The organism is Nonomuraea marmarensis (genome assembly GCF_043197025.1).
Classification (GTDB): Bacteria; Actinomycetota; Actinomycetes; order Streptosporangiales; family Streptosporangiaceae; genus Nonomuraea; species Nonomuraea marmarensis.
This window is the reverse complement of record NZ_JBICRM010000010.1, coordinates 259,586-284,898: the sequence shown is the minus strand read 5'-3', so window position 1 is coordinate 284,898 and position 25,313 is coordinate 259,586. Positions and strand designations below refer to the sequence as shown.

The following is a 25,313-nucleotide window of genomic DNA, read 5'->3' as shown; positions in this document are numbered from 1 at the left end:
ATACATATGTACGCGTCCATGCGACGGCACGCCCGCCGAACGTGGACCTGGCCCTGCGCTACGCGGGCGTCCCCCGCGAGGAGCGTGCTCGCCGGGTGCCGGAGCTCCTGGAGCGAGTCGGCCTGCACAACGTCGCCCATCGCCGGATCTGGCAGATCTCCGGCGGCCAGCAACAACGCGTCGCCATCGCCAGGGCGCTGGCGAGCGACAACCCGCTGCTCCTGCTCGACGAACCGTTCGCCGCCCTGGACGCGCTCACCCGAGAGCGGCTGCAGGAGGACCTGCGCCTGGTGAGCGAGCGTACGGGCCGTACCTCCGTGTTCGTCACCCACAGCGTCGAGGAGGCCGTCTTCCTCGGCAGCCGCGTCGTGGTGCTCACCAAGAGACCCGGCCGGATCGCGCTCGACCTCGACATCCCCCTGCCACGCACCGGCCTGGAGCCCGACGAGCTCCGCGCCCTGCCCGAGTACGCCGCCCTGCGCGCCACGGTCAGCCAGGCCGTCCGCGCCGCCGCCGACTGACAACCGCCTGAGGAGAGCACATGTCCACGCGAACCGCTGCCAAGCTCACCCTGAACCCGCTCGGACCGCACTTCGGCGCCCAGGTCGGAGGGCTGGACCTGGCCAACGCCGACGACGACGACCTGGTCGCGGTACGAGCCGCGCTCGTCGACAGGAAGGTGCTCTTCTTCTCCGGGCAGACTCTCGACGACGACGGCCAGGTCGCTTTGGGGCGACGGCTCGGCGAGCTGACCGCTTCCCATCCCGTCGTCGGCGGTGTGGACGAGGCTCACCCGGAGATCTACTCGCTCGACAGCGCCGACAACGGCTTCGCCGACGTGTGGCACACCGACGTCACGTTCATGCCCCGCCCCCCGCTCGGATCGATCCTGCGCGCCGTGATCCTGCCTCCCACCGGCGGCGACACGAGCTGGGCCGACAGCCAGCTCGCCTACGACTCCCTGTCCGCGCCGGTACGCGAGCTGGCCGACCAGCTCACCGCCGTACACGACGGCAATCGCGAGTTCGGCTACTACCTGGCCCAGCGCCGCGGCGGCAAGGGCAGCGTCTGGGACGGCGAGGTCGTGACCCGGCTGGACCCGGTGGAGCACCCCGTCATCCGCGTCCACCCCGAGACCGGACGCAAGGGCATCTTCGTCAACCCCGGCTTCACCTCGCACATCGTCGGCGTCTCGGAGGCCGAGAGCCGCGCCATCCTGGACCTGCTCTACGCCCACCTCACCAAGCCCGAGCACATCATCCGCCACCGCTGGAGCCCCGGCGATGTCGCCATGTGGGACAACCGCGCAACCGCCCACTACGCCAACCGCGACTACGGCACCACCCACCGGGTCATGCACCGCATCACCCTGCGCGGGGATCGCCCGTTCGGCCCCGCCACGGCCGGCTGACCGGCCGCGAGCGTACCGGGATGTTGTCCTGCGGTTTTTTGGTCAGCATCGAGTGAAAGGCCAGTGTATTTCCCGGCGAAGGCGAGGATGTCGGTAGCCAAAGCGCGTTCTTTGCTCGCGCACGACCCGGAGTGGGCGCTGTCGGGTTCGCGGCGCATCAGAATGGGGCGATCGCTGCTGGTGGCGTGCTGGAGGGCCGCGCACATCTTGGTGACGTGGGCCTCACCGGTCTGCAGGTCGGTGACCGCTCCGGCGAGCAGGAACGCGGGGTAGGCGGTTCCTGGAGTGACGTGGTGATAGGGGGAGTAGGTGAGCAGCCACTGGAGTTGCTCTGGCTGTGTGGCGGTGCCGAATTCCTCGGTCCAGGTGCCTCCAAGGCCAAAGCGCTCGTAGCGAACCATGTCGCACAGCGGGCCGTCGGCGATGACCGCAGCGTACAGATCCGGGCGCTGCGTGGCGGCGGCGGTGACCAGCAGTCCACCACCTGACATCCCATAGATCGCCAGTTGGCCGGGGGTGGTGTGGCCGGCGCGGACGAGCCAGCTCGCCGCGTCGTTGAAGTCGCTGATCGCCTGCTGCTTGTGCGGCCCGCGACCGGCATCGTGCCAGTGTTGGCCTTCTTCGCCGCCGCCGCGCACGCAGGCGACCGCGTAGGTTCCACCGGCGTGGACCCATGCGGCCGCCATCGGAGAGAACAGCGGACGCATCGTCAGGCCAAAGCTGCCGTAGCCGTACAGGAGAGCGGGGCGGGGGCCGTCAAGCTCCTCGGACGGCGTGAACAGGAACATTGTGATCTCGGTGCCGTCGCTGGCCGGATAACGAACGGTGTGGCTGCTGATGGTCGAGTCAGGCTTGCTTGCTGTACTGGTGGCTTCGGGTTCCACCTTCCCCGTGGCGGCGTGGTAGCGGTAGACGGCCGCAGGGGTGGCGGCATCGCAGTAGCTGAACCACAGGTGACGTCCATGAGGGAACTCGGTCCGCAGGGATGTCGCCACGCCTACGCCGGGCAGGGGCACGGTGGTGAGTGGTCGGCCACTGGCCAGATCGTGCGCCGTCAAGGTGGAGACGCCGTGGCGGGCGCGCGCTACCAGCAGCAAAGGATGCGGCAGCGTTGGATCGTCCAGGATCAGACAGTCGTCCAAGGGAGCCTGGGTGTCTTCGGGCACTAGTGTGCGCCATGCTGACGGGTCGGCCTCGTGCCTGGGCGCTGTGCAGATGCGGCCACATGGAGCCTGGTGATCGGTGACCAGCAGCAGGTTGTTGTCAGGCAGAAACCGCGGCAAGACGTGGGCGCCAATGGAGCGTCCATCCACCGTCTTTACGAAGCGAAGAGCCTGTGGATCGGTCAGTTCGGCAATCCACACGTCATTGTGGGGGGCGGGCCCGTCCGCCACCGTCATCGCGATGTGGCGGCCATCGGCGCTGATGGTGAGCCCGTAGTAACAGTCGGGGGCATCGGCGCCGCCGAACACCACAGGGTCGCTCTCGGGCGGGGATCCGATCCGATGCAGCCGAACGCGCCGGTGCAACCGCTGGTCTCCTGGAGCCAATTCCTCAGCGGGGACTCGGCTGACGTAGTAGAAGGCGTCTCCGCCCGGCAGCCAGGCGAGCGAGGTGTTGCGCGCGCGCGGCAAAGGCCCGTCCGTCACCTCGCCCGTACGGACATCCAGCACCACGATGTCACTGGCAGGCTGCTCAGCGACCTCCATTTGAACCGCTACCCGCTCGCCCTCGCTTGACGGCCACCAGGTGTGCAGCCGCGTTTGGCGGGATGGATCCGTCTCAACCGGATCCACCAGCACGAGCCTGTCTCCCGTGTCGTCCACCACAACCAGGCGGCGTTGTTCATCGTCACGCAGTTGCTCGGTGATGAACATGAGCGATCCACGCACCATCGGCGGATCGCACACCCCGAAGGTGGACAACTCCTCGATCATGGACCTCCAATTCTCGGTTTCGGGCCATTCAGCACGATGCGCAGTGAACAACTCATCCTGCCGTGCTGCCCACGCCCGCACACGTGCGTCATCACCGACTTCCAACCATTGATAAGGGTCAAGAATCGAAAAGCCGCATAGATTTTCTACCGTGCCGTCGCGCTGAGTCTTGGGATAAACTGGTCGCGCCATGGAGAAAGCCTTCCTCAGGACAATCGTCCGGCTTGCCATTCATGAGTGCTGCGGCCGAATTTCGGCCGCAGCACCCGTATCACTCAGCCCCGCTCACCGAGCAGGATGGCCTCATACCAGCGACGCACACCCGTACGCGGAGCCGGCCGGTACATTTCCGATGGCAGGTATCCGTACATGACTACCCCCTACATCTGCTCGGGTGGATTCGTCCTGACCATGCCCATTATGCCCCCTCCCCGCCCTACTCACCTATTGGCGACACAAATTCCCTCCCCTTGATATCTTGCTGACCTCGCTCTTGGCTTACGCGTTTTCCTTTGCGCTATATTGATAGCGTTGACAGGCATTGGGCTGGTGGGGCTGCTGTTAATGAGGGTTAGCTCTCGTCGGTCTGGGCGGACGAGGAGCCGCAGCCTGTGTAGGACTCCGCGGGGCAGCGCGGATGACATCATGGCAGGCGCACAGGTCGCCGACCGCGTCAGGCAGCTCGTCGGCGGGGTCGGCAGCTCCGAGGCGGCAGGTGCACGCGACGGTTCGGTGGCACCTTGGAAAGGCGAAACTCCTTGGCCCGCTCAGAAAGCGCTAATTGTCCGGCGCCCGCATTTTACCCAGTGCTGGTGAGTGACAAAGTGTCCGTTGCCCGCCTTGACATCGGTCACGATAGATGCTGGCGACGCCGTCACAGATTAGCAATAATAGTGGGATGGAATATCGCGAGCTAGGTCGATCGGGTCTGCGGATATCGGTGCTCACCATGGGGACCATGAGTTTCGGTGGCACGGGGAAGTTCGCCTATGTCGGCACCACGGGCGTCGAGGAGGCGCGCAGGCAGATCGACATGTGTCTTGATGCCGGAGTCAACCTCATCGACACCGCCGACGTCTACTCCTCCGGCCTGTCGGAGGAGATCGTCGGCAAGGCGATCGAGGGCCGCCGCGACGAGGTGCTGCTGGCCACGAAGGTACGCATGCCGATGGGCGGCGGGCCGAACGACGCGGGGCTGTCGCGGCACCACGTCATCTCCGGGGCCGAGGCGAGCCTGCGCAGGCTGGGCACCGACCACATCGACCTGTACCAGGTGCACGAGTGGGACGGCCGCACCCCGCTGGAGGAGACGCTTACCGCGCTCGACCACCTGGTGAGCTCTGGCAAGGTCCGCTACGTGGGCGTCTCCAACTACGCCGGCTGGCAGCTGATGAAGGCACTGGGCATCGCCGACCGGCTGGGCCTGCCGCGCTTCGTCAGCCAGCAGATCTACTACTCCCTTCAAGCGCGCGACGCCGAGTACGAGCTCATCCCCGCCGCCGTCGACCAGGGCCTCGGCGTGCTGGTGTGGAGCCCGCTGGCCGGCGGCCTGCTGTCCGGCCGTTACCGCCGGGGCGTGCAGCCGTCCGAGGGCCGTCAGCTCACCGAGTGGAACGAGCCTCCGGTACGCGACCAGGAACAGCTCTACGACACCGTGGACGTGCTGATCGACATCGCGGGCCAACGCGGCGTCTCGGCGGCGCAGGTGGCCCTGGCGTACCTGCTGGGCAGGCCGGCGGTCACGTCACTGGTGGTCGGTGCCCGCACCAGCGAGCAACTCGCCGACAACCTCGCCGCCGCCGGCCTGGAGCTGTCCGAGGAGGAGCGTGCCCGGCTGGACGTGGTCAGCCGCCAGCCGCTGCTCTACCCGTACTGGCACCAGGCGGCGACGGCCTCCGACCGCCTCTCACCCGCCGACCTCACCCTGCTCGGCCCTCACCTGTAGTGCTCCGACGCGTTCTGCGCAGTCAGGACCGAGAAGGGCGGTGTCGGAATGGGCGGCTGGTCGTAGCCTGTGAGCCGGCTCCGCAGGATGACGATCTTGTTGATCGTCTCCGGCACGCCGAGCTGGTCGGGCACGCCCGTACCCACCCGTCGCGTGTGCGGACGGCCATGCCGTACTCCGCGCACGCGCCGAGACCGATCAGCCCGGGCGGGCCGAACGTACGCGCCGGTGCGACACCCCAGGACCTCGTAGGTACTTTCTGTTATTAGCCGTCACTCTTTGCTATGAGTGTTTGGTGTGAGCACCACACCTGACTAGCAGCAAGGGAGACCTCCATGACCAGCCTCATCCGCCGCGCGGCCCTGGTCGCCGCCATCGCCACCGCCGGCCTGACCCCGCCTGACATCGCCCACGCCGCCGCGCACACTCCAGCGGAAATGCCCTGCCCGGACGGCAAGGTGTGCGCCTGGACAATGCCCTACGGCAAGGGCGAGCAAGTCGTCTACGACCAGTGGGAAGCCGCAGGTTTCATCGACCCGCCCGTATCCAGCGTGCAGAACCGGACCGAAGAATCCTGGTGCTTCTACTCACGACCGCTGTTCTCCGTTCTCGGGGAGAATCGGCGGATCAACCCCGGCGAGACCGTCGAATCCCTTGGTTTCCGGGCCCAGTCCGCCCATAGGGCCGGCTGCCGGCGGTCTTGACCTCCGGCCTTGCTGAACGCAGCAAGCGAATCCGCAGGTGAACGGCGTCGGCGGAGATCGGCACCCTGCAGGGGCACGGTCAGCCGGCGAAGAGCTGGGTGAGCTTCATGAACAGCTCGTAAACGCCGTAGGCGAAGGGCAGGACCACCCAAGCCCAGGCCAGAATCATCAAGGGGGTGGCCCCGGCCGTCTCTCCGTGGTCTGCCATCATGAGCCTCCCTGTCCAGCGGCCAAAGTATTCTGCCGGCCCATCTCCACGACCGGAGGTTCGTGGAAGCGGGGATTCACCGGGCGGATGAGCTCGTTGGCCAGGAAACCGATCGCCAGTAGCCCGATCATGATGTACAGGGACGTCGTGTAGAGCGCGGGTCCCGTCCTGCCTGCGGCCGCCTGCGAGTCGGCGATGGCGTTGATGATCAGCGGGCCGAGGACGCCCGCGGTGGACCAGGCGGTCAGCAGCCGGCCATGGATGGCTCCCACCTGGTAGGTGCCGAACAGGTCCTTGAGATACGCCGGGGCGGTGGCGAATCCTCCCCCATAGAAGGACAGGATGCCGATCGCGCAGAGGATGAACAGGAAGTTGTGCGAGTTTCCGGCGAGCGCGATCGTCAGGTACAACAGGGCGCCCACGCCGAGGTAGACGCGGTACATGTTCTTCCGGCCGATCAGGTCCGAGGTCGAGGACCACACGATCCGGCCCGTCATGTTGGCCAGGGACAGCAGGGCGACGAAGCCGGCCGCCGCACCGGCCGAGACTGGTGTGGTCGTGTTCGCGAAGAAGTCGCGGATCATGGGCGCGGCCTTCTCCAGGATGCCGATGCCGGCGGTGACGTTGAAGCACAGGACGATCCACAGACACCAGAACTGCGGCGTGCGGATCGCGTTGCGGGCCGAGACGTTCGCGGTGGTGATCAGCGCTCGCGCGGCGGCTTTCGCGGGAACCCAGCCCCGCGGGAGCCAGCCGTCTGGCGGGACCCGGACCAGGAACACGCCCAACGACATGAAGACCGCGTAGACCAGCCCGTGCACCAGGAAGGTCGTAGCTATCCCGCTCGTACCGGTGCCGAAGGTGCCGAGCATCTGCGTGGACCACGGCGAGGCGATGAGGGCTCCTCCTCCGAAGCCCATGATGGCTATGCCCGTGGCCATGCCGGGCCGGTCGGGGAACCACTTCATCAGCGTGGACACCGGCGAGATGTAACCGATGCCGAGCCCGATCCCGCCCACGAAGCCGTAGCCGAGGACGACCAGCCAGTACTGGCCCGTGGCCACGCCGAGGGCGGACAGCAGGAAGCCCGAGGAGAAGCAGATCATCGAGACGAACATCGCCCAGCGCGGGCCGTTGCGTTCGACCATTCGTCCGCCGAAGGCGGCGGACAGGCCGAGCATGACGATCCCCAGTTGGAACGGCAGAGCGCTGGCCGTACCAGACAGGTGCAGCGCCGACTCCAGGGGCAGCTTGAACACGCTCCACGCGTAGGCCTGGCCGATGGCGAGGTGCACCGAGAGGGCTGCCGGGGGGACGAGCCAGCGGCTCCATGCGGGCGGTGCCACCGTACGTGAACGGCTGAGGAAACCACCTGGAGAGGCGACTGTCAGCCTTTGTCCATCTTCATGCATGAAAGCGTAGTATGTGGTAGTAAATACCTCATTGTCCACTGTTGGGGTGTGGCTTGCTCCAGCGCCCGTACATTCTGGCCTGCGCCCAGCGGACCGCATCATCCGGGTGGTGGGCGACGACGTCGCCGGCTGATCCGCAAGAAGGACCTGGGCCCATGCCCCGGGGCTCCCGTGGTGTGCACGAGAGCGTATTTTGAGCGTGGCGGACAGCCGGAAGTGAGGTTTCGGGGTGGCTAAAAAGGCTCCACGGCAGGATGTCGGCGACGAGGGTCTGCAGGTCGGATCGCCGAAAGAGTGGGCTGCGGGAGTCCCTGCGGTGGCCCACTCGCTGCTGATGTCGTACGAGCAGATGGGGGTCAAGCGCACGTTCCTGACCCTGGCCCGGGTGAATCAGAAGGACGGCTTCGACTGCCCGGGCTGCGCGTGGCCGGAGGGGCAGCACCGCAGCCCGGCGGAGTTCTGCGAGAACGGCGCGAAGGCGGTGGCCGAGGAGGCCACACTCCGCCGGGTCACCCCCGGCTTCTTCGCCGAGCACACCGTGGACGAGTTGGCTCGGCGTACGGACTACTGGCTAGGGCAGCAGGGCCGGCTCACCGAGCCGATGCACAAGCCGGCCGGCTCGGACCGATATCTGCCGGTGACGTGGGACGAGGCCTTCGCCATCATCGCCAGGGAGCTGCGCGCGCTCGACGGCCCGGATGAGGCGTTGTTCTACACTTCCGGGCGCACCTCGAACGAGGCGGCGTTCCTCTACCAGCTCCTGGTACGCCGTTTCGGCACGAACAACCTGCCCGACTGCTCCAACATGTGCCACGAGTCCAGCGGCTCGGCGCTCACCCAGGCACTGGGCATCGGCAAGGGCACGGTGTCGCTGGAAGATCTGTACAAGGCCGACCTCATCTTCGTGGTCGGCCAGAACCCCGGCACCAACCATCCGCGCATGTTGTCGGCGCTGGAGAAGGCCAAGGGGAACGGCGCGCGCATCGTCGCGGTCAACCCCCTGCCGGAGGCCGGGCTGCTGCGCTTCAAGAACCCGCAGCGGCCGGGCGGGGTGCTCGGGCGAGGCACGCGGCTGGCCGACCGGTTCCTGCAGATCCGGCTCAACGGTGACCTCGCGCTGTTCAAGGCCATGTCACGGCTGCTGCTCGAGACTGAGGACGCGGCTCCGGGTTCGGCGATCGACCGCGAGTTCATCGAGGCCCACAGCCACGGGTTCGACGACTGGGACAAGGACATCCGTGACCTCGACTGGGCGGACGTCGAGGAGGCCACCGGGCTGCCCCGGACGGCCATCGAGGACACGGTCCAGGACGTGCTCGGAGCCAAGTCGGTGATCGTGTGCTGGGCGATGGGCCTCACCCAGCACAAGAACTCCGTCGCCACCATCCGCGAGGTCGTCAACTTCCTGCTGCTGCGCGGCAACGTGGGGCGGCCGGGGGCTGGGGTCTGCCCCGTACGGGGACACTCCAACGTCCAGGGCGACCGTACGATGGGTATTTACGAAAAGCCCTCGGCGGCGTTCCTCGACGCGCTCCGCGACGAATTCGGGTTCGAGCCGCCCCGGCATCACGGCGCGGACGCCGTGGAGTCGATCAGGGCCCTGCGCGATGGGCACGCGAAGGTGTTCTTGGCGATGGGCGGCAACTTCATCGCCGCGACGCCGGACACGGCGGTGACCGAGGCGGCGATGCGCCGGGCCCGGCTCACCGTGCAGGTGTCGACCAAGCTCAACCGGTCCCACGCTGTGTGCGGCAGGGAGGCGCTCATCCTCCCGACGCTGGGCCGGACCGAACGGGACGGAGACCGGTTCGTCACAGTCGAGGACTCCATGGGCATGGTCCACGCCTCCCGGGGCCGGATGCGGCCGGCCTCGCCGGACTTGCTGGCCGAGGTGGCGATCATCTGCCGGATGGCACGGAAGATCTTCAACCCGAGCGACCATCCCGGCCCTGACATCCCCTGGGAAAGCTTCGAGGCCGACTACGACGCCATCCGCGACCGCATCGCCCGGGTGGTGCCAGGGTTCGGCGATTTCAACGCCCGGGTCCGCGTTCCGGGAGGTTTCGCCCTGCCCAACGCGCCACGCGACGAACGGCGCTTCCCCACCGAGACGGGCAAGGCCAACTTCACCGTCAACGCCCTGGAGGTGTTGCGCGTCCTCGCGGGGCGGCTCCTGCTCCAGACGGTACGCAGCCACGACCAGTACAACACCACCATTTACGGCCTGGATGACCGTTACCGGGGCGTGCACAGTGGCCGCCGGGTCGTCTTCGTCAATCCCGACGACCTCACCGAGCGTGGCCTGGCCGACGGCGAGATCGTCGACCTGATCAGCGAGTGGCCCGACGGGGAGCGCAGGGCGGAGGGTTTCCGCATCGTCGCGTACTCGACGGCGCGCGGGTGCTGTGCGGCCTACTTCCCCGAGACCAACGTGCTCGTGCCGCTGGACTCGGTCGCGGAGACCTCCAACACCCCAACCTCCAAGAGCGTCGTGGTGCGGCTCAGCCCACGCACCTCGGGCGGCTCCGTCGCGCCCGCGATGTAGCCTCGGGTGGCCCGCGGAGTATGGAGCTGACCGACCGGCGGACGACAGCTCGTTCGTGACGGGGAGCACGGTGGCGGTGGACGGTGAACGGCAGCCTGCTCCGCGTCGCTCAGATGATGCAGGGGCGCGGGCCTGAACGACGGCGGCACGGGCAACCGCGGGCCGACCGGGTGCTGTGCATCCGTCGCGACGGCAGTGGCGGACTCAGTCAGACCCCAGCTCAGAACCGTCGCAAGGCGTTTTGGCGCGCTGCAAGCCAATGACTACCCAAGCAGATAGTTTTTTATAAGATCGAGTAGTAAGCTCTACGTGCGAATAGGAGTGGGCGACGTGACAACATCAGCGGCTGCCGAGGACCTGACAGCGCGGGCGCGCATCAGAGGCGCGGCCATGCAGCACTTCGGCGAGCTCGGCTACGAACGGGCCAGCCTTCGCGTGATCGCCGAGACGGCCGGGGTCTCACCCGGCCTGGTGCGGCACCACTTCGGGTCCAAACAGGGCCTGCGCGAGGCCTGCGACGAGCACCTGATCAAGATGATCCGCCAGGTCAACGACCAGACCAGGGAGGGCCTCGCCGCCGGTGCGCTGAACTCCGTGCTCAGCGCGCGCGCGGCGATCGGGCCCTACCACCTGTACCTGACCCGGGCCCTGGCCGAGGGCGCTGCGAGCGCTCCGTTCGACGAGCTCGTACGGCTGACCGTGCCGTGGCTGCTCGAAGCCGACAAGAGCCGGCCGGATCCCCCCGCCGTCGACGCCAAGATCCGCGCGGCCCTCGTCACCGCGATGGCCCTGTCCATCGGGGTGCTGCACGAGCACATATCGCGGGCGATGGGCGTCGACGTGTTCAGCCCGGAAGGTGACCGCCTGCTGGCCAGGGGGCTCATCGACATCTATTCGCACCCCATGCTCAGCCTCGAGGACGCGGGCCGGATCCTGGCCGCGATCGACGAGGCCGAGGCCACATCCCCTCAAGGAGAGTCACAATGACTGACGCCATCTCGGTGTCCGGTCTGGTCAAGACGTACGGCACCACCCGGGCACTGAACGGCCTGGACCTCACGGTCGGCACCGGCGAGGTGCACGGCTTTCTGGGGCCCAACGGCGCGGGCAAGACGACCACCATCCGCGTGCTGCTCGGCCTGCTGCGGGCCGACGCGGGACAGGTGCGCTTACTGGGCGGCGATCCCTGGCGTGACGCGGTGCACCTGCACAGAAGACTGGCCTACGTGCCCGGCGATGTGAGCCTGTGGCCGAACCTGACCGGGGGCGAGGCCATCGACCTGTTCGGCGACCTGCGCGGAGGGCTGGACAAAGCCCGCCGCGCCGAGCTGGTGGACCGCTTCCAGCTGGATCCGGCCAAGCGCTGCCGTACCTACTCCAAGGGCAACAGGCAGAAGGTGGCGCTGGTCGCGGCTTTCGCCTCCGACGTTGAGCTGTTCGTCCTGGACGAGCCCACCTCCGGCCTGGACCCGCTGATGGAGGCGGCCTTCCAGCAGACCGTCCGCGAGGTGAGCGCCCGCGGGGCGACCGTGCTGCTGTCCAGCCACATCTTCTCCGAGGTGGAAGCCCTCTGCTCAGGGGTCAGCATCATCCGTGACGGCGTCACCGTCGAACACGGCACTCTGGCCCAGCTCCGCCACCTGACCAGGACCTCGCTCACCGTGGAGGCCACCGAGCCGATCACCGGGCTGGCCGGGCTGCCCGGCGTCCACGATCTGGTGGCCGACGGCACGCGGGCCCAGTTCGACGTGGAGTCAGCGCAGTTGCCCAGCGTGCTGCGTCACCTGGCCGACTTCGATGTCCAGGCATTGACCAGCCACCCGCCGACGCTGGAGGAGCTGTTCATGCGCCACTACGGCGACGCGACCATGATCGGCGCAGCCCGATGAGCGCCTACGCGGGCACCGGCCGGCTGATCCGGCTGGCCCTACGGCGTGACCGTGTCCAGCTGCCGATCTGGATCGTCGGTTCTGTGCTGCTGATGGCGGCCGGAGCCGCGGCAGTGGCCGACGAGTTCCCCGACGAGGCCGGACGGATCACCGCGCTCAAGGGCGCCGGCACCAGCCCGGCCGTCCTGCTCATGCGCGGCACACCGGTCGGCACCGACCTGGGCGCGCTGGTGAACTTCCGCAACTTCGCGTCCATGCTGGTGCTGGCCGGGCTCATGAGCACCTTCGCGATCGTTCGGCACACCAGGCAGAACGAGGAGAACGGCAGAGCCGAGATGCTCGGCTCGGGAAGCGTGGGCAGGTTCGCCGGTCTCACCGCGGCCGTGGTCGTGGTCGCGGGAGCCAACCTGCTGCTCGGGGCCGCGTTGACCGGCACTCTGCTGGGGGCCGGCCTGCCTGCCGACGGCGCGCTGGCGTTCGGCGCGGCGACGGCGGCCACCGGTCTGGCCTTCGCCGGGCTGGCCGCGCTCGCCGCCCAACTGTTCCAGAGCGCACGCGGGGCCAACGCGTTCGCCGCGACGGCCGTCGGCGTGGGCTACCTGGTCCGCGGCATCGGCGACGCGCTTGGTGAACGAGCGCCGGACGGCATCCAGGTGACCAGCGCCTGGCCGTCGTGGCTGTCGCCCGTCGGCTGGGGCACGCTGGTGCACCCGTTCGGCGAGGAGGCCTGGTGGGTGCTCGCCCTGCCGCTCGTGCTGCTGGCGGCATGCGTGGCCGCGGCGTTCGCGCTGGTCGACCGCCGTGACTTCGGCGCCGGCCTGATTCCCGACAGGGCGGGGCCGGCGGTGGCCACCCGTTCGCTGCTGAGCCCGCTCGGGCTGGCGTGGCGGCTGAACCGTGGCGCGACGTTCGGCTGGGTGATCGGCAGTGCGCTGTTCGGCCTGGGGATCGGCACGCTCGGCAAGACCGTCAACGAGGCGATGACCGGAAACACGGGTGCCACCAAGATCCTTGACCAGCTCTCCAGCGCCGGCGTCGCCAACCTGGTGGACACCTTCTACGCCGCGATGATGAACGTATACGGCGTGCTGGCAGCAGGTTTCGTCGTCCAGGCGCTGCTGCGGCTGCGTACGGAAGAGGCCGGCGGACCGGCCGAAGCGGTGCTGGCCACCGCCGTGGGCCGGGTCCGCTGGGTGATCGCACACCTGGCATGTGCGGCGATCGGCGCGACCGCGCTGCTGGTGCTGGCAGGCGCGGGCATGGGGGTGGCCGATGCCGCCGTCGGCGGCGTCACTGGCGTGGGCCCGCTGATCGGCGCCGGGCTGGCGCAACTGCCCGCCGTGCTGACTCTGGCCGGCTTCGTCGTGCTTGTCTTCGGCCTGCTGCCCCGCCTGACCGTCACGCTCGCCTGGGCAGGACTCGTGGTGAGCATCGTCTGCGGGCTGCTCGGAGAGGTGTTCGGACTGCCCGAGGCGATACGCGACCTGTCGCCGTTCAGCCACGTGCCGCCGATCCCCGCGGCTGAGGTCACAGCCGGGCCGCTCGCGGCGCTGGTCGTCGTGGCCGCCGCGCTGGCAGCGGCCGGGCTGGCGCTGTTCCGGCGCAGAAACCTGGCGCTGTAGTCAGACGAGGGATGCGCATCCCGTCACGCACATGGCGGGATGCGCGTTCCGGAGGTCCTTGTCCCGATCGTCCATCGGCAGCCGCGACGGTGACAGCCTGGGATCCGTGCGGTACGACGCAGTGGCATCCGCCTTCAGGCCCTGCTGCTCACCACCATCGCCGCGATCGCAACCTGGAGCGCCTGGGACGGCAAGCGCGGCGAACACGCGTCACAACCATCAACGGGCACCACAACTACCGCTCGACAAGGCCGACTGTGTAACGGTCCGAAACCAGGGGAGGCACCGGCCGCGCCGGCGGATGCCTCCTCGTGGTCAGAGGGAGAAGTCAGAGGTCACCAGGAGCGGTTGTAGTAGGTGCCCCAGTCGAAGTGACCCGACTTGCCCTCGCCGATGTGGAACTTGAAGCCGTCGAAGCCGCCGCGGGCGCTGTAGTTGAATCGGTACTCGTTGTGCCCGCCGGTGGTGAATCGGCGGCCCTGGTGCCAGCCGCGGTCGTCGTGGTACCAGAAGTCCACGTAGGTGTTCTCGCGGTCGCGGTCGCGGTCCCAGACGTCGATGTCGAAGTAGTAGCGGCCGTTGGAGAAGTAGTAGTAGCCCTTGTAGTAGGAGCGGTGGCCGCGGGACTCGCCCCGGCTGTAGCCGGAGTAGCCCTCGAACCAGTGCTTGGTGTACTGCGTCTGAGCCGCCGTGCTCGCGTTGGCCGTCGTGGTGGTGGTCGCGGTGGCGGCCTGGGCCGGGGCGGCCGCCACACCGGCCGCCAGAGCACCGGCCAGAACCGTGCCGGCGAGAACGTTGCGAAGCTTCAACATGACCTGTCCCTTGATATGAGAGTGCTGGGAATCTCGTTTCCACCGTCCGGGGCGATCCCGTTTCGGGTGCCTGATCGCTCCGGACGACACTCAATCTAGGCAGCGGCGATCTTCCGTTCTGCGGACAAAGGCACACATCATCACCAGCGTGCACAACGACACACAAGGACCCATTTCATCGCGGCAGTCCGTGGCCGGCCCGGCCGCCGCCGCGGGTAGGTCCAGCGGCGTTTCACCAGGTGAGCGTGCCAACGCAACACCGTCCGCGGTCAAGCGGACGCAGCCGAACGGCTGCGGCCGGCTTCCCCTGCAGTGGCAGGTCGGAGCAAAGGACAAGGTAATCGGCACCCACACCCTCTTCGGCGACATCGGCGCCGATGCCGGATGCGCGCCGCCGGGTCGGCGCGCGGGCTGTACCTGGTGGTCACCGATGTCGAAGCCCCGGAGCTGTAGACGCCGGCTTTGAAGTCGCTGGTTCAGTCGTGGACGACGACCACCATCTTGCCGCCGGCCTCCCCGGCCTCCATCACGCGATGCGCCTGCCTTATCTCCTCGAAGCCGAACACCCGCGAGGGTTTCCCCCGCAGGCGGCCGGCCGCCACCTTGTCGGCGATGGCTTGGAGCGGCACATCAGACAGTGGGAAGCCGGGGGTGCCGAAGACGAAGCTGGCGAAGAAGGTCAGGTAGACGCCGCTTGCCATCTGCGCCAGCGGGTTGAAGTCGGGGATCGGGTCGAGACCACCGAGCCATCCGGCCAGACAGGCCCGCCCGCCCCGGCGCAGCATCGCGAGGGAGTCCAGGATGGTGCTGTTGCCCACCAGGTCGAGCACGGCGTCGAGTCGCTTGGCCTCGGGGATCCGCAGGTGGAGGTCGGGGCCCTCCAGTTCGCCGCGGTCCGCGCCGAGGTCTTCCAGCAAGGGGAAGCGGTCGCGGTCGCGGGTGGTGGCGATGACCCGTACGCCGGCGTCCACCGCGAGGTTGATCGCGGCCTGACCGAAGGAGGAGGTCGCGCCCCGGATGACCAGGCACTGCCCTTGGGCGATCTCCAGGTTGCGGAACAGGCAGGTCCACGCGGTGGCGTACGTCTCAGGGATCGCCGCCAGATCCGCCCACGGCAGACCGGACTCGATGAGCGCCACGTTCGACGCGGGCGCCCGGGTGTACTCGGCGTAGCTGCCGTTGATCGTGCGCCCGAGGCCGCCCATCAGCGCGGCCACCTTGGCTCCGACGGGAAACTCGCCACCGGGGCAGGCGTGGACGAGGCCGACGCACTCGATGCCGCTCACCGGCGCCGCCTCCGCCCATTCGCCCCTGCGCATGTGCAGCTCGGCATGGTTGAGGCCGAACGCCTTCACCTCGATGACGACCTGGCCCACCGCGGGCTCGGGTTTCGGCAGTTCCCGGTACACCAGGCACTCCGGCCCGCCGAACCTCTCGATCACGATGGCACGCATGGCAGCCCTCCAGACGTCAAAGGTCGAGCACCAGGTCCTCCCGCGGCCTGGCGCAGCAGATCAGGACCTCTCTCGCCGCCGTGTCCTTGCAGGTCGCCGTCGATGTTGAGCCGCCTGGCCAAGGCGACATGCTGGTCCGGGCGCACCAGCACCAGGTCGCGCACCCGGCTTTTCCTGACCACCACGTCCACACCAACCCGCATGCCCGAAGTCTTCGTCATCACACCGGCGATCGGTCCCGCGATGCCATGGTCTGCCGGTTCAGACGGCATCGATGGCGATGATCTGGTCGACGACTTCGGCCAGGTCGGCGCCGACGATGTCCGGACGCCGGCCGACCGGGCTGAGGACCATGCCGGACCGGGCGATGAAAGCCGCCTTGCAGCCCGCGGCGAGCGCGCCCCACGTGTCCCACCAGTGCGCGGCCACCAGGCGCACCTCTGCCATGTCCACGCCGAACGCCTTCGCGGCGGCCTGGTAGGGGTCGGGCAGCGGTTTGAGCCGTTTCACGCTGTCGGCCGAGATGACGGTGTCGAAGTAGTCGCGGATGCCGCTGTTGGTGAGCTGGGCCTCGGCGACAGGGCCTACGGAGTTCGTCAGCGCCACCGTCTTGAGCGAGGTCGTGCGCAGCCGCTGGAGCGCACCCGCGACCTCTGGGTGGGCGGGCAGCGTGCTCATCCGCTCGACGACCCCGGCGGCGTCGTCCGGTGAGACGGTACGGCCGTGCCGTTCGGCCAGCATCAGCAGCGCGGCGTGCTGGGCCGTGCTGTAGTCCACGTAATCACCGGTCAGACCGCCGACGAAGGTGATCTGCAGCATTTGCCGGAACCACTGCTCGCGGAGAGCGGCCGAGCCCAGCAGCGCCTCGAAGGCATCGTCGAGCGCGGAGAGGTCGAGCAGGCTCTCGTTGACATCGAACGCGATGACTCTGGTCATAGCCGACTTCTTACCCGCATGGCCGCATGCCTGTCACTCCGACCACGTGTACGAGGCCGAGGGGTTAGACGATTCCATTCGTCCTGTGCTGGCCGCGCCGAACCCGGTCACCGCGCTGGACGAGTTCGCCGGATCCGCCCACTGGGTCCGTGCAGTTGCGACAGCGATCCAACGGCAACGGCGTAGCGACCCCGACTTGGCCGCGCACTGGGACGTGGTCGCCCGCGACCGGCCGGGGTGGGGGCCGGGCCCACAACCACGCCACGTCCTACGTGATGAACGCTACGGCAGGCGCATCGCTGTGGCGTAGGTGACGCCGCTAAGGCGTTCGGAGAACTGCCACAGCCGATCGCAATGAGTTGCCATGAAATCTGATCATTCCACCGCCCAGCCGGTCGGCCGGGGCGCCAAAGTACTTGCCGCAGTCCACGCCGCCACGCTCGCCGAGCTCGTGGACAAGGGCTACGCCGCGTTCAGCGTCGAGAACGTCGCCCAGCGCGCCGGAGTCCACAAGACGACGGTGTACCGGCGGTGGAAGGATCGTGTCAGCCTGCTCACGGAAGCCCTGGCCGAGCACATGGCGATGGACATCCCCGTTCCCGACACCGGAGCGATCGAGACCGACCTGCGCGCGCTGGCACGCTCGCTCGTCCAGTCGTTCACCAGTCCGACCGGGCAGGCCATCCTCGCTGCCATGTTCACCGGTGCAGCCCATCTTCCGGAGCTCGCCGCGGCCAGGCGTCACGTGTTCGACGACCGGCTGGTGAGGGCCGAGCCGGTGGTGGCGCGCGCCATCGAGCGCGGTGAACTCGCCGGGGATACCGATCCCGCCGAGCTCTTCAAGACCCTCGCCGCGCCGATCTACCTGCGCCTGCTCATCACCGCCGATCCGGTCGACGAGGCGACCGCCGACCAGGCGGTGCGGGTCACGCTCGCCGCCGTGCGCGCCGGCGCCCTGGGGGCGGCGCGCGTCGGCGAGCCGGCTTATGGGTGAGGATGCTGATGCCGAGCCTGCGCGCACCGGTCTCGGTGCGCGGGCGGTGGGTACTGCCAGGGCCGAACACTACCTTCGGCGGCACCAGCCGAGGCGGGGCCCTCGGTCGCCGGGATGCCTTGGCTGCAGCCCTACCCGGACTCGCTGCTGGTTCGCGCGGCGCAGAACGCTGGCGAGCGCCGAGGCAGAGTCAGCGCAGGCGGGACTCGATGGCATCGATGATCCGTGGGCGCAGTTCCGCGGCGCGGATGACGGCGTCGACGGAGCCGACCTCGACCGCGCGCTGGATGTTGTGCACGCGGTCGAACTCCGCGGCCACCTCGCCGAGCTTCTCCGCGCGGACCGATGAGCGGAGCTCGTCGAGCTCCGCGGTCAACGCGGCGCGGTCGGCGCCGGAGGCCGCCGCGACGCGGGCCTCCAGGTCCCGCACGCGCGGGTCGGCCGCGGTGCGGGCGTTGACGTCGCCGGAGAACACCACCGCGGCGGCGGGAGCGCCGCCGAGCACCGAGGCGAACGAGCCTTCCAGCGCGAGCACGGTCATGTTCGGGTTCAGCGCCTTCGAGAACACCACGAACGCGCCGCCGTGGTACCGCGAGATCACGCAGAACACGATGGGCCCGCGGAAGTTCACGATCGCGCGGCCGATCTCGGCGCCGTACTCCAGCTGCAGCTTCCGCATCGATTCCGGCGAGCCGTCGAAGCCCGACAGGTTCGCCAGCACCACCAGCGGCCGGTTGCCGCTGGCCGCGTTGATCGCCCGCGCGGCCTTCTTCGACGACCGCGGGAACAGCGTGCCCGCGGTGTAGGTGTCCGGGCCGTCGGTGGGCGGGAAGCCGCGCCGCGGCACCGCCCGTGACTCGATGCCGAGCAGGCACACCGGCAGGCCGCCGAGATGCACGTCCTGCACCGCCGCGGTCTCCGCGCCGGCCATGCCCGCCCAGCGTTCCAGCACCGGGTGGTCCTGGTCGGAGAGCGCCCGCATCACGGTCCGGATGTCGAACGGCTTCTTGCGGTCCGGGTTGGCCTCGGCGGAGAAGATCTCGCCGACGGTGGTGAAGTCGCTGCCCACGACGGCATGCGGGAAGTCGGAGATGTCGCGGTCGACGGGGTCGGTCGTCGTCGCCCGCCGCGGCGCCTCCTCGCCGGGTGCGACGTACGTGTGGTCGTAGTACGACATCAGCACGTCCCGCGCGGCGGCCAGGTTCGGCGCCCAGTACTGCGCCTGCCCGTTCGGGCCCATCACCCGGTCGTAGCCGCCGATGCCGAAGTTGTCCTCGGCCGACACGCCGCCGGAGAAGTCGAGCGACTGCTTGCCGGTGAGCACCATCGCCGAGTCCGGCGTCATCACCAGGATGCCCTTGGTGTGCATGAGCATCGTCGCCTCGGCGTTCCAGTACGGCTGCGCGCCGACGTTGATGCCCGCCACCACGATGTTGATCTCACCGCCGTCCTGGGTGAACTCGACGATCCGCTTGAGCGCCGCGGCCACCCAGTCCATGTTCTCCGTGCCCGACTCCATGGAGATCCGGGCGCCGGCGGACAGCGCGTACCACTCCAGCGGTACCCGCATCCGCTCGGCCAGGTCCAGCGCGGCGATCACGTGGCGGCACTCCGGCTCCGACAGCGCGCCGAGCGACTTCGTCGGGTCGCCGAGCAGCACGACCCTGGTGACGCCCTGCGGGTGCCGCCGGGTCGGCGTGGTGACCACGCCCGCGACGATCGCCGCGGTGTTGCGCCCCTTCGGCCGGTCGACCGGCACCAGCGCGTGGTCGTCGTCGAGGTCGTGCTCGGCGAAGTCGCCGAGCAGCCCGGTCAGCTCGTACGGGTACACCGTGTTGCGGCTGCTCGCGCGCAGCACCTTCAGCCGGTAGTCGTCGAGCGGTTCGACCAGCTCGTCCGACGGCTCCCCGACGGTCAGCTCGGCGCCGCCGGTGGCGTCGAAGGAGATGCGCACGGCGATCTTGGTCAGCTCGCCGGTCCTCCGGTCCCGCTGCCGCGCGATGAACAGGATCTCCTCCAGCCCGGCGCCCGCGGTCGTCGGTCGCACGCGCCCGGCGATCATCTCCATCTCGGCGCGGGTGATGTCGTTGGGCGGCCAGACGTAGACCACGATCCGGTTGGTGTTGAAGCGTTTGTTCGACGGTCGCCGCGACTGCGCGCGGCGGATCGAGTCGAGGCAGGTGGCGATGGTGTCCTCGGCCGTCGGCAGCGCGACCAGCCTGCCGTCGTGCTCGCGCAGCTCGGTCAGGTCGCGCACTTGTGCGAACGCGACGAGGCGGTCGTCCGACGGGTTCTCGCGCGCGACGCACTGGAAGAGGTAGACCTCCTCGTCCGACGACGGCACCCGGGTGAGGTCGAACTTGCTCAGCCGCTCCATCTGCATCCGCTGTGCGATGTACGGGTGCAGGCCGCGGATCAGCCGCTCCTCGGCCATCCCGGTGGTCGACGGACGGAACGTGAAGTGATGGTGCATCACCGCGCCGCCGCTGCCCGCGACGGTGGCGGTGAGTCTGCGGACCTGGTTCGGCAGCGGGTACGCGCTGACGACCTCGTGCAGCGCGGCCGCCATCGCGTCGGAGTCCTCCGGCTGCTCCTCCCAGGCGAGATAGATGTCGGCGTCGATGGCGTCCTCGCCGCTCGCCAGCTCCGCGAGCCCGCGCAGCGCGCCGCCCAGAGCTTCGAAGCTCACCGCGGCGGAGACCACGCACGAGCCCGCGCGCTCGGCGACCACGAACGTGCAGCCCGCGACCTCGCTGGTGCGGACGCCGGTGAGACCCTTGTTGCCGTAGTACCGCCGGGTCAGCACTTCCAGCATGATCGCGTTGTCCAGGTCCTCGCGGATGAGCCGCTGGCCGAGCAGCCGCACTAGCGGCTCGGTGCTGCGTACCATCTCGGCGATGCGCTCGGCGCGGTCCGGCGCGTCCGGGTGCGCGTCCAGGTGGCGCAGGTGCTTGCGGACGTCGGCGTAGACGCGGGCGCGGTTGCGGCGCAGCAGCGGCTGGCCGAACCAGGCGAACACCACGCCGCGCGCGAGGTCGGCGACCACGGGGAAGCGGACCTGCGTGGCGGCCACCAGCCGCTCCAGGGCGAGACCGGCGGGCTCGCGCAGCGTCTCGTCCGGCGGCGGCTCCCGCAGCCACGCGCGCAGCAACGTCGTGACGACCGTGACGTCGGCGGACACGCGTTGCTGGGCGAGGAAGATCCGGAACACCGCGGCTTCGAGCTCGGGGGAGGGCTCCAGCCCGGTGACACCGTAGTGTCCGAGCGCCTTGGCGAGTTTGGCCTGGAACGCCTCCGGCAGCCCGGCCCGCTCGACGTCGAGGCTCCGCAGGTAGGTGTGGAAGTACTCGCGGGCGCTGTGCACGTGGCCGTCGCCGCCGCCGTCGCCGTCGCCGCCTGGGCCCGCCGGCCGGTTGCGGCTCAGCTCGGCGAGGTCGGCGAACACGTTGACGAGTTCGAGCTCCTCGGCCAGCGGCCGGTGGCCGTCCCCGGTGGCCGCCCGGCGCGCGGCGAGGTAGTCGTCGAGCACCCGGCGTTCGTCGTGCGGGTCGACGTCGAAGCCCAGCAGCAGGCTGAGCAGGTCCTCCTGGCCGCGCGAGGTGCGCTCCCGCACCGGGATCCTCCCGGGCGGGGCGGGCAGGTCCAGCTCGACGGACTCGGCGGCCGAGGTGTCCTCGGCTTCGGCGTCGTCGTCGGCGAGCGGCTCCAGCCGCAGCAGCGGCGCACCGGTCTCCACCTGGCTGCCCACCGACACGACGCATTCCTTCAGCCGCGCCTTGAACGGCGCCCGCAGCACCGTCTCCATCTTCATGCTCTCCAGCACCAGCACCGGCGCGCCCGCCTCGACCTCGGCGCCGACCTTCAGCGGCGTGGCGACGACCAGCGCGGGCGCGGGCGAGCGGACCACGCCGCCCTCGTCGCGGCTGACCCGGTGCGTCACGCCGTCCACCTCGACCAGGTGGATCGGCCCGTGCGTGCCGGTGAGCAGGCGGTACCGGGTGCCGTTGACGATGATCTGCCCGGTGTGCCGGTCGAAGCGGTCGAGCTCGACGTCGGCGGTGCGGACGTCGTCACCCGCTTCGAGGCCGACGCGGAACCGATGTGCGCCGACCCGCGCTACGCGCACGCGGTAGCCGACGCCACGCAGCTTGAGGTCCAGCGGCCGGCCGCTCTCGTGCTGCACCTGCGGGCGCCCGCCGAACGCCGTCGACAGCAGCCGCTGCCGCTCGACGCGTTCCTCCTCCTCGTACGCCTCGATGGCGGCGGCCGCCAGCGCGACGGCGGAGTGCCGGTGCGAGACGAGCCTGCCCTCGCCGCGGACGCGGTCGATCCAGCCGGTGTCCGCGCTGGCGTCGATCACCTCGGGCTGGTCGAGCAGGTCGAGCACGAAGCTCTTGTTCGTCGCGCCGCCCTCGATGATCACCTTGGTCTGCGCCATGGCCCGGCGCAGCCTGCCGAGCGCCTCGTCGCGGTCGCGGCCGTAGGCGATGATCTTCGCGATCATCGAGTCGAAGTCGGCGGGGATGGTATCGCCCTCGCTGACGCCGGTGTCCACGCGGATGCCCGGCCCGGAGGGCAGGTCCAGCCGCGCGATGCGGCCCGGGGAGGGCGCGAAGTCGCGGTCGGGGTCTTCGGCGTTCAGCCGGGCCTCGATGGCGTGCCCGCGCTCCACCGGCGGCCCGCCTTCGAGCCTGCCGCCGGATGCCACCCGCAGCTGCGCCTTGACCAGGTCGAACCCGGTGGTGGACTCGGTGATCGGGTGCTCGACCTGCAGACGGGTGTTGACCTCGAGGAACGCGAACAGCTTGTCCCCGGGGTGGTACAGGAACTCGACGGTCGCCGCGCCGCGGTAACCGACCGCGACGGCCAGCCGTTCGGCCGACGCCTTGAGCTCGGCTGCCTGCACAGGGCTGAGCACCGGCGACGCCGACTCCTCGATGACCTTCTGGTTGCGCCGCTGCACCGAGCAGTCGCGGACGCCGAGCGCCCACGCGGTGCCCTCGCCGTCAGCGATCACCTGGACCTCGACGTGCCGGGCACCGGTGACCAGGCGCTCCAGGAACACGATGCCGCTGCCGAACGCCCGCGCGGCCTCCTGGCTGGTGCGCTCGTAGGCGTCGGCGAGCTCGGCCTCGTTCGTGATCACGCGGATGCCGCGCCCGCCGCCGCCCGCGGTCGCCTTCAGCATCAGCGGGTAGCCGATCTCGGCCGCCGCCGCCAGGGCGGCGTCCAGGGTCTCGACCGCACCGCGGCTCCACGGCGCGACCGGCACGCCGACCTCCTCGGCGATCAGTTTCGCGCCGATCTTGTCGCCGAGCTTGCGCATGGCCTCCGCGCTCGGCCCGACGAAGGTGACTCCGACCTTCTCGCACAGCTCCGCGAACGCCGGGTCCTCCGCGACGAAGCCCCAGCCGACCCACGCGGCGTCGGCCCCGGTCTCCACCAGCGCGCGCTCCAGCGCCTTCAGGTCGAGGTACGGGCGCGCGGACGCGGGACCGAGATCGTAGGCGATGTCGGCCTCGCGCACGAACGTGGCGGTGCGGTCGACGTCGGTGTGCAGGGCGACGGTTTCGATCGGTGTCCCGGTCTCCGCGGCGATGTCCCGTACGGCGTGGATGAGCCGCATGGCGGCCTCACCACGGTTGACGATGGCGACACGTCTGAACACCCGACCGAGCCCTCCTGTAGACCAACGATGTGCGCGCCGCGACACGACGGCACCCCGGCAGTGTTCACCCTTCCGTCTACCGGCTGGCGGCGTCATGTCGCAGACCGCGCACGCTACGCGGCCCCAGTTGTGGAAAACGACCAAAAGCCGTCGGCCGCCCGCGCATGACCAGGGTATGTGCGAACGGAATAGCGGCACGCTTTGGCGCACTTCGACTGTGGCTCACCCGCTCAGCCCGGTGGTGATGCGGGCCGGGCTTGTCGTTCACGGTGAGGAGGCGTCGGTGCGGATCTCGTGGCGTACGGACCCATCGTCCCCAGCATGACGGCGGCGGACCAGCAGCTCCTGGCCGACGTCGGCTCTGGGCCATGCCGTCGCTGGCAGGTCGCCGGATTCGACCCGCCGCGGTCCAATGGCACCTGCTTGGACCAGCTCAAAGCCGAACCCTCGGAATAGGGCGAGGAAGGGCGCTGTTCAGGGCAACAAGTTCAGATTCGAACTTCTGGCGAAGGGATCGTCATGGAAATCGCCTTCATGCTCGTCATGAGCGTCATCGTCGGCAGCGCCCTCACCGGTGCGGTGGTCGCCGCCGTGCTGAGCGGCATCAGGAACGGGCAGTGGCCGGTGCTCCGGCGGCGGCGCGTCGTCTATCGCGGCTTCGTGCCCCGCTGACGAACTCCCGCCAGGTCGCGGCCGTGTTTCGGCGCCCAGCCTGGCCGGGTTAGGCCTGCGCCCAGGCGCTTGCGCGCCCAGTAGCGCACCGTAGTCCTTCCAGCTCGACATGTTATGTCCCATGGAGGCAGATCCCCCTGGCGGCCGGTCGGAGGTAGGAGCGACGCCCGATCGAAGCGCAACTCTAGGGTTGCGCTTTGGGAGTCGCTGTGCAACCCTGGGGTTGCAGAAAATTCCGACGGCGAAGGAGATTCCTCATGAGCGAGGATCGGATCGAACGGGAAACCTTGATCGCGGCATCCCTGGAGCGGGTCTGGTCACTGGTGGCCCAACCAGGGTTCTGGGTGGCCGACAAGGCGAGCCTGCCCGGCACCGTGGCCAGAGAAGGCGAGTCGATGGTGGCGAAGAACTCCGAGCACGGCGACTTCCCGGTGCGTGTGGAGAAGGTCCAGCCGCCGACGTACCTGGCGTACCGCTGGACCAGCGCGTTCCCCGGAGAAGAGCTGCGCGAGGACAACAGCACCCTCGTGGAGTTCACGTTGACCCCGGAAGGCGATCAGACGCGGCTGCGTGTCGTCGAGAGCGGGTTCGCGGCGCTGGCCGGGTCCGAGGAGCTGCGCAGCGCGAACCTGAAGGACCACACCGGCGGCTGGCCCCTGGAGCTCGACGCGCTCAAGACGCGCGCCGAACAGCCGTCCGCGTGACGGACGAACGTCGCGGGGCCGTCGAGGCGGTCGACAGCGTCCTCGTCGCGCTGGCCGACCCGACGCGACGCCAACTGCTTGACCTGCTCGCCGCGCAGGGCGAGGCCACCGCGACGACGCTCGCCGAACGACTTCCCGTCTCGCGGCAGGCGGTGGTCAAGCACCTTGCCGTCTTGGACGCCGCCGGGCTGGTTTCCGGCAGCCGGGTCGGACGCGAGGTGCGGTACGAGGTGCGTCCCGCGGCGCTGGACGCGACGGCGCGGTGGATGGCCGCGCTCGCGTCCGACTGGGATCGGCGATTGGCGAACATCAAGCGCGTCGCTGAGGCAGCGGAGCGGGATTCGCCCTAGCGCGGCGCGGCGGCCGGGTTCGGTTTGAGGGCGGCCGTGCTGGCTAGCGT

At 69.2% G+C, this 25,313-nt stretch carries 21 protein-coding genes; 12 read left to right on the top strand and 9 right to left on the bottom strand.

Features of this window, described 5'->3' with window-relative positions; translation table 11 throughout:
• Positions 1-41 precede the first annotated feature (41 nt).
• Positions 42-521, top strand: a complete 480-nt coding sequence (locus tag ACFLIM_RS19470; protein ID WP_393167329.1) for an ABC transporter ATP-binding protein — start codon at positions 42-44, stop codon at positions 519-521.
• Positions 522-541: 20 nt separating this feature from the next.
• Complete coding sequence (locus tag ACFLIM_RS19465; RefSeq protein WP_393167328.1) at positions 542-1,411, top strand: TauD/TfdA dioxygenase family protein; 870 nt, start codon at positions 542-544, stop codon at positions 1,409-1,411.
• On the opposite strand, the gene ACFLIM_RS19460 is transcribed toward ACFLIM_RS19465, so the two are convergent.
• Positions 1,333-3,579, bottom strand: a complete 2,247-nt coding sequence (locus ACFLIM_RS19460) for a prolyl oligopeptidase family serine peptidase (protein WP_393167326.1) — start codon at positions 3,577-3,579, stop codon at positions 1,333-1,335. The two genes, ACFLIM_RS19465 and ACFLIM_RS19460, sit on opposite strands and share 79 nt — an antisense overlap.
• A 628-nt stretch (positions 3,580-4,207) precedes the next feature.
• Here ACFLIM_RS19460 and ACFLIM_RS19455 point away from each other — a divergent pair.
• Positions 4,208-5,293: an aldo/keto reductase gene (locus tag ACFLIM_RS19455; RefSeq protein WP_393167325.1), complete on the top strand. Its 1,086-nt coding sequence runs from the start codon at positions 4,208-4,210 to the stop codon at positions 5,291-5,293.
• On the opposite strand, the gene ACFLIM_RS19450 is transcribed toward ACFLIM_RS19455, so the two are convergent.
• The gene (locus ACFLIM_RS19450; RefSeq protein WP_393167324.1) at positions 5,284-5,439 is read right to left on the bottom strand and encodes a hypothetical protein; all 156 of its coding nucleotides are present in this window, start codon (positions 5,437-5,439) and stop codon (positions 5,284-5,286) included. The two genes, ACFLIM_RS19455 and ACFLIM_RS19450, sit on opposite strands and share 10 nt — an antisense overlap.
• Before the next feature lie 189 nt (positions 5,440-5,628).
• Between ACFLIM_RS19450 and ACFLIM_RS19445 the strand changes: the two genes are divergently transcribed.
• Positions 5,629-5,997, top strand: a complete 369-nt coding sequence (locus ACFLIM_RS19445) for a peptidase inhibitor family I36 protein (RefSeq protein WP_393167322.1) — start codon at positions 5,629-5,631, stop codon at positions 5,995-5,997.
• Positions 5,998-6,076: 79 nt separating this feature from the next.
• Here ACFLIM_RS19445 and ACFLIM_RS19440 read toward each other — a convergent pair whose 3' ends face one another.
• Together ACFLIM_RS19440 and ACFLIM_RS19435 are read right to left on the bottom strand one after the other, a co-directional pair.
• Complete coding sequence (locus ACFLIM_RS19440) at positions 6,077-6,208, bottom strand: MFS transporter small subunit (RefSeq protein WP_393167320.1); 132 nt, start codon at positions 6,206-6,208, stop codon at positions 6,077-6,079.
• Positions 6,205-7,500, bottom strand: a complete 1,296-nt coding sequence (locus tag ACFLIM_RS19435; protein WP_449291476.1) for an OFA family MFS transporter — start codon at positions 7,498-7,500, stop codon at positions 6,205-6,207. The genes ACFLIM_RS19440 and ACFLIM_RS19435 overlap by 4 nt, the downstream gene beginning before the upstream one ends.
• 346 nt (positions 7,501-7,846) lie before the next feature.
• Between ACFLIM_RS19435 and ACFLIM_RS19430 the strand changes: the two genes are divergently transcribed.
• The 4 genes from ACFLIM_RS19430 (at position 7,847) to ACFLIM_RS19415 (ending at position 13,673) form a co-directional block, all read left to right on the top strand.
• Positions 7,847-10,162: an FdhF/YdeP family oxidoreductase gene (locus ACFLIM_RS19430; RefSeq protein ID WP_393167316.1), complete on the top strand. Its 2,316-nt coding sequence runs from the start codon at positions 7,847-7,849 to the stop codon at positions 10,160-10,162.
• A gap of 330 nt (positions 10,163-10,492) precedes the next feature.
• A complete protein-coding gene (locus ACFLIM_RS19425; protein WP_393167314.1) occupies positions 10,493-11,149 on the top strand; it encodes a TetR/AcrR family transcriptional regulator in 657 nt (218 codons plus the stop codon).
• Positions 11,146-12,051, top strand: a complete 906-nt coding sequence (locus tag ACFLIM_RS19420; protein ID WP_393167312.1) for an ABC transporter ATP-binding protein — start codon at positions 11,146-11,148, stop codon at positions 12,049-12,051. Before ACFLIM_RS19425 ends, ACFLIM_RS19420 begins: the two co-directional genes overlap by 4 nt.
• Positions 12,048-13,673, top strand: a complete 1,626-nt coding sequence (locus tag ACFLIM_RS19415) for an ABC transporter permease (RefSeq protein WP_393167310.1) — start codon at positions 12,048-12,050, stop codon at positions 13,671-13,673. The genes ACFLIM_RS19420 and ACFLIM_RS19415 overlap by 4 nt, the downstream gene beginning before the upstream one ends.
• Positions 13,674-14,008: 335 nt before the next feature.
• On the opposite strand, the gene ACFLIM_RS19410 is transcribed toward ACFLIM_RS19415, so the two are convergent.
• From ACFLIM_RS19410 to ACFLIM_RS19395, 4 genes are all read right to left on the bottom strand, one after another.
• Positions 14,009-14,485 (bottom strand): hypothetical protein, encoded by a 477-nt coding sequence (locus ACFLIM_RS19410; protein WP_393167308.1) that lies wholly within the window; start codon positions 14,483-14,485, stop codon positions 14,009-14,011.
• A 476-nt stretch (positions 14,486-14,961) separates the two neighbouring features.
• Positions 14,962-15,939 (bottom strand): zinc-binding alcohol dehydrogenase family protein, encoded by a 978-nt coding sequence (locus tag ACFLIM_RS19405; protein WP_393167307.1) that lies wholly within the window; start codon positions 15,937-15,939, stop codon positions 14,962-14,964.
• On the bottom strand, positions 15,924-16,160 hold the full coding sequence (locus tag ACFLIM_RS19400) for a hypothetical protein (protein WP_393167305.1): 237 nt from the start codon (positions 16,158-16,160) through the stop codon (positions 15,924-15,926). The genes ACFLIM_RS19405 and ACFLIM_RS19400 overlap by 16 nt, the downstream gene beginning before the upstream one ends.
• Before the next feature lie 40 nt (positions 16,161-16,200).
• Entirely contained in the window at positions 16,201-16,875 is a 675-nt protein-coding gene (locus ACFLIM_RS19395) for a haloacid dehalogenase type II (RefSeq protein ID WP_393167303.1), read from the bottom strand.
• Positions 16,876-17,239: 364 nt separating this feature from the next.
• Here ACFLIM_RS19395 and ACFLIM_RS19390 point away from each other — a divergent pair, with 364 nt between their 5' ends.
• Complete coding sequence (locus tag ACFLIM_RS19390; protein ID WP_393167301.1) at positions 17,240-17,869, top strand: TetR/AcrR family transcriptional regulator; 630 nt, start codon at positions 17,240-17,242, stop codon at positions 17,867-17,869.
• A 190-nt stretch (positions 17,870-18,059) separates the two neighbouring features.
• On the opposite strand, the gene ACFLIM_RS19385 is transcribed toward ACFLIM_RS19390, so the two are convergent.
• A complete protein-coding gene (locus ACFLIM_RS19385) occupies positions 18,060-23,537 on the bottom strand; it encodes an ATP-binding protein (RefSeq protein WP_393167299.1) in 5,478 nt (1,825 codons plus the stop codon).
• 519 nt (positions 23,538-24,056) lie between these two features.
• Between ACFLIM_RS19385 and ACFLIM_RS19380 the strand changes: the two genes are divergently transcribed.
• The 3 genes from ACFLIM_RS19380 (at position 24,057) to ACFLIM_RS19370 (ending at position 25,263) form a co-directional block, all read left to right on the top strand.
• Positions 24,057-24,209, top strand: coding sequence for a hypothetical protein (locus ACFLIM_RS19380; RefSeq protein WP_393167297.1), 153 nt, complete (start codon positions 24,057-24,059; stop codon positions 24,207-24,209).
• Between the two features lie 257 nt (positions 24,210-24,466).
• Positions 24,467-24,913 carry an SRPBCC domain-containing protein gene (locus ACFLIM_RS19375; RefSeq protein ID WP_393167295.1) on the top strand — a complete coding sequence of 149 codons (447 nt, stop codon included), beginning with the start codon at positions 24,467-24,469 and terminating at the stop codon, positions 24,911-24,913.
• Positions 24,910-25,263 (top strand): ArsR/SmtB family transcription factor, encoded by a 354-nt coding sequence (locus ACFLIM_RS19370; RefSeq protein WP_393167293.1) that lies wholly within the window; start codon positions 24,910-24,912, stop codon positions 25,261-25,263. Before ACFLIM_RS19375 ends, ACFLIM_RS19370 begins: the two co-directional genes overlap by 4 nt.
• The last annotated feature ends 50 nt before the right edge of the window (positions 25,264-25,313 follow it).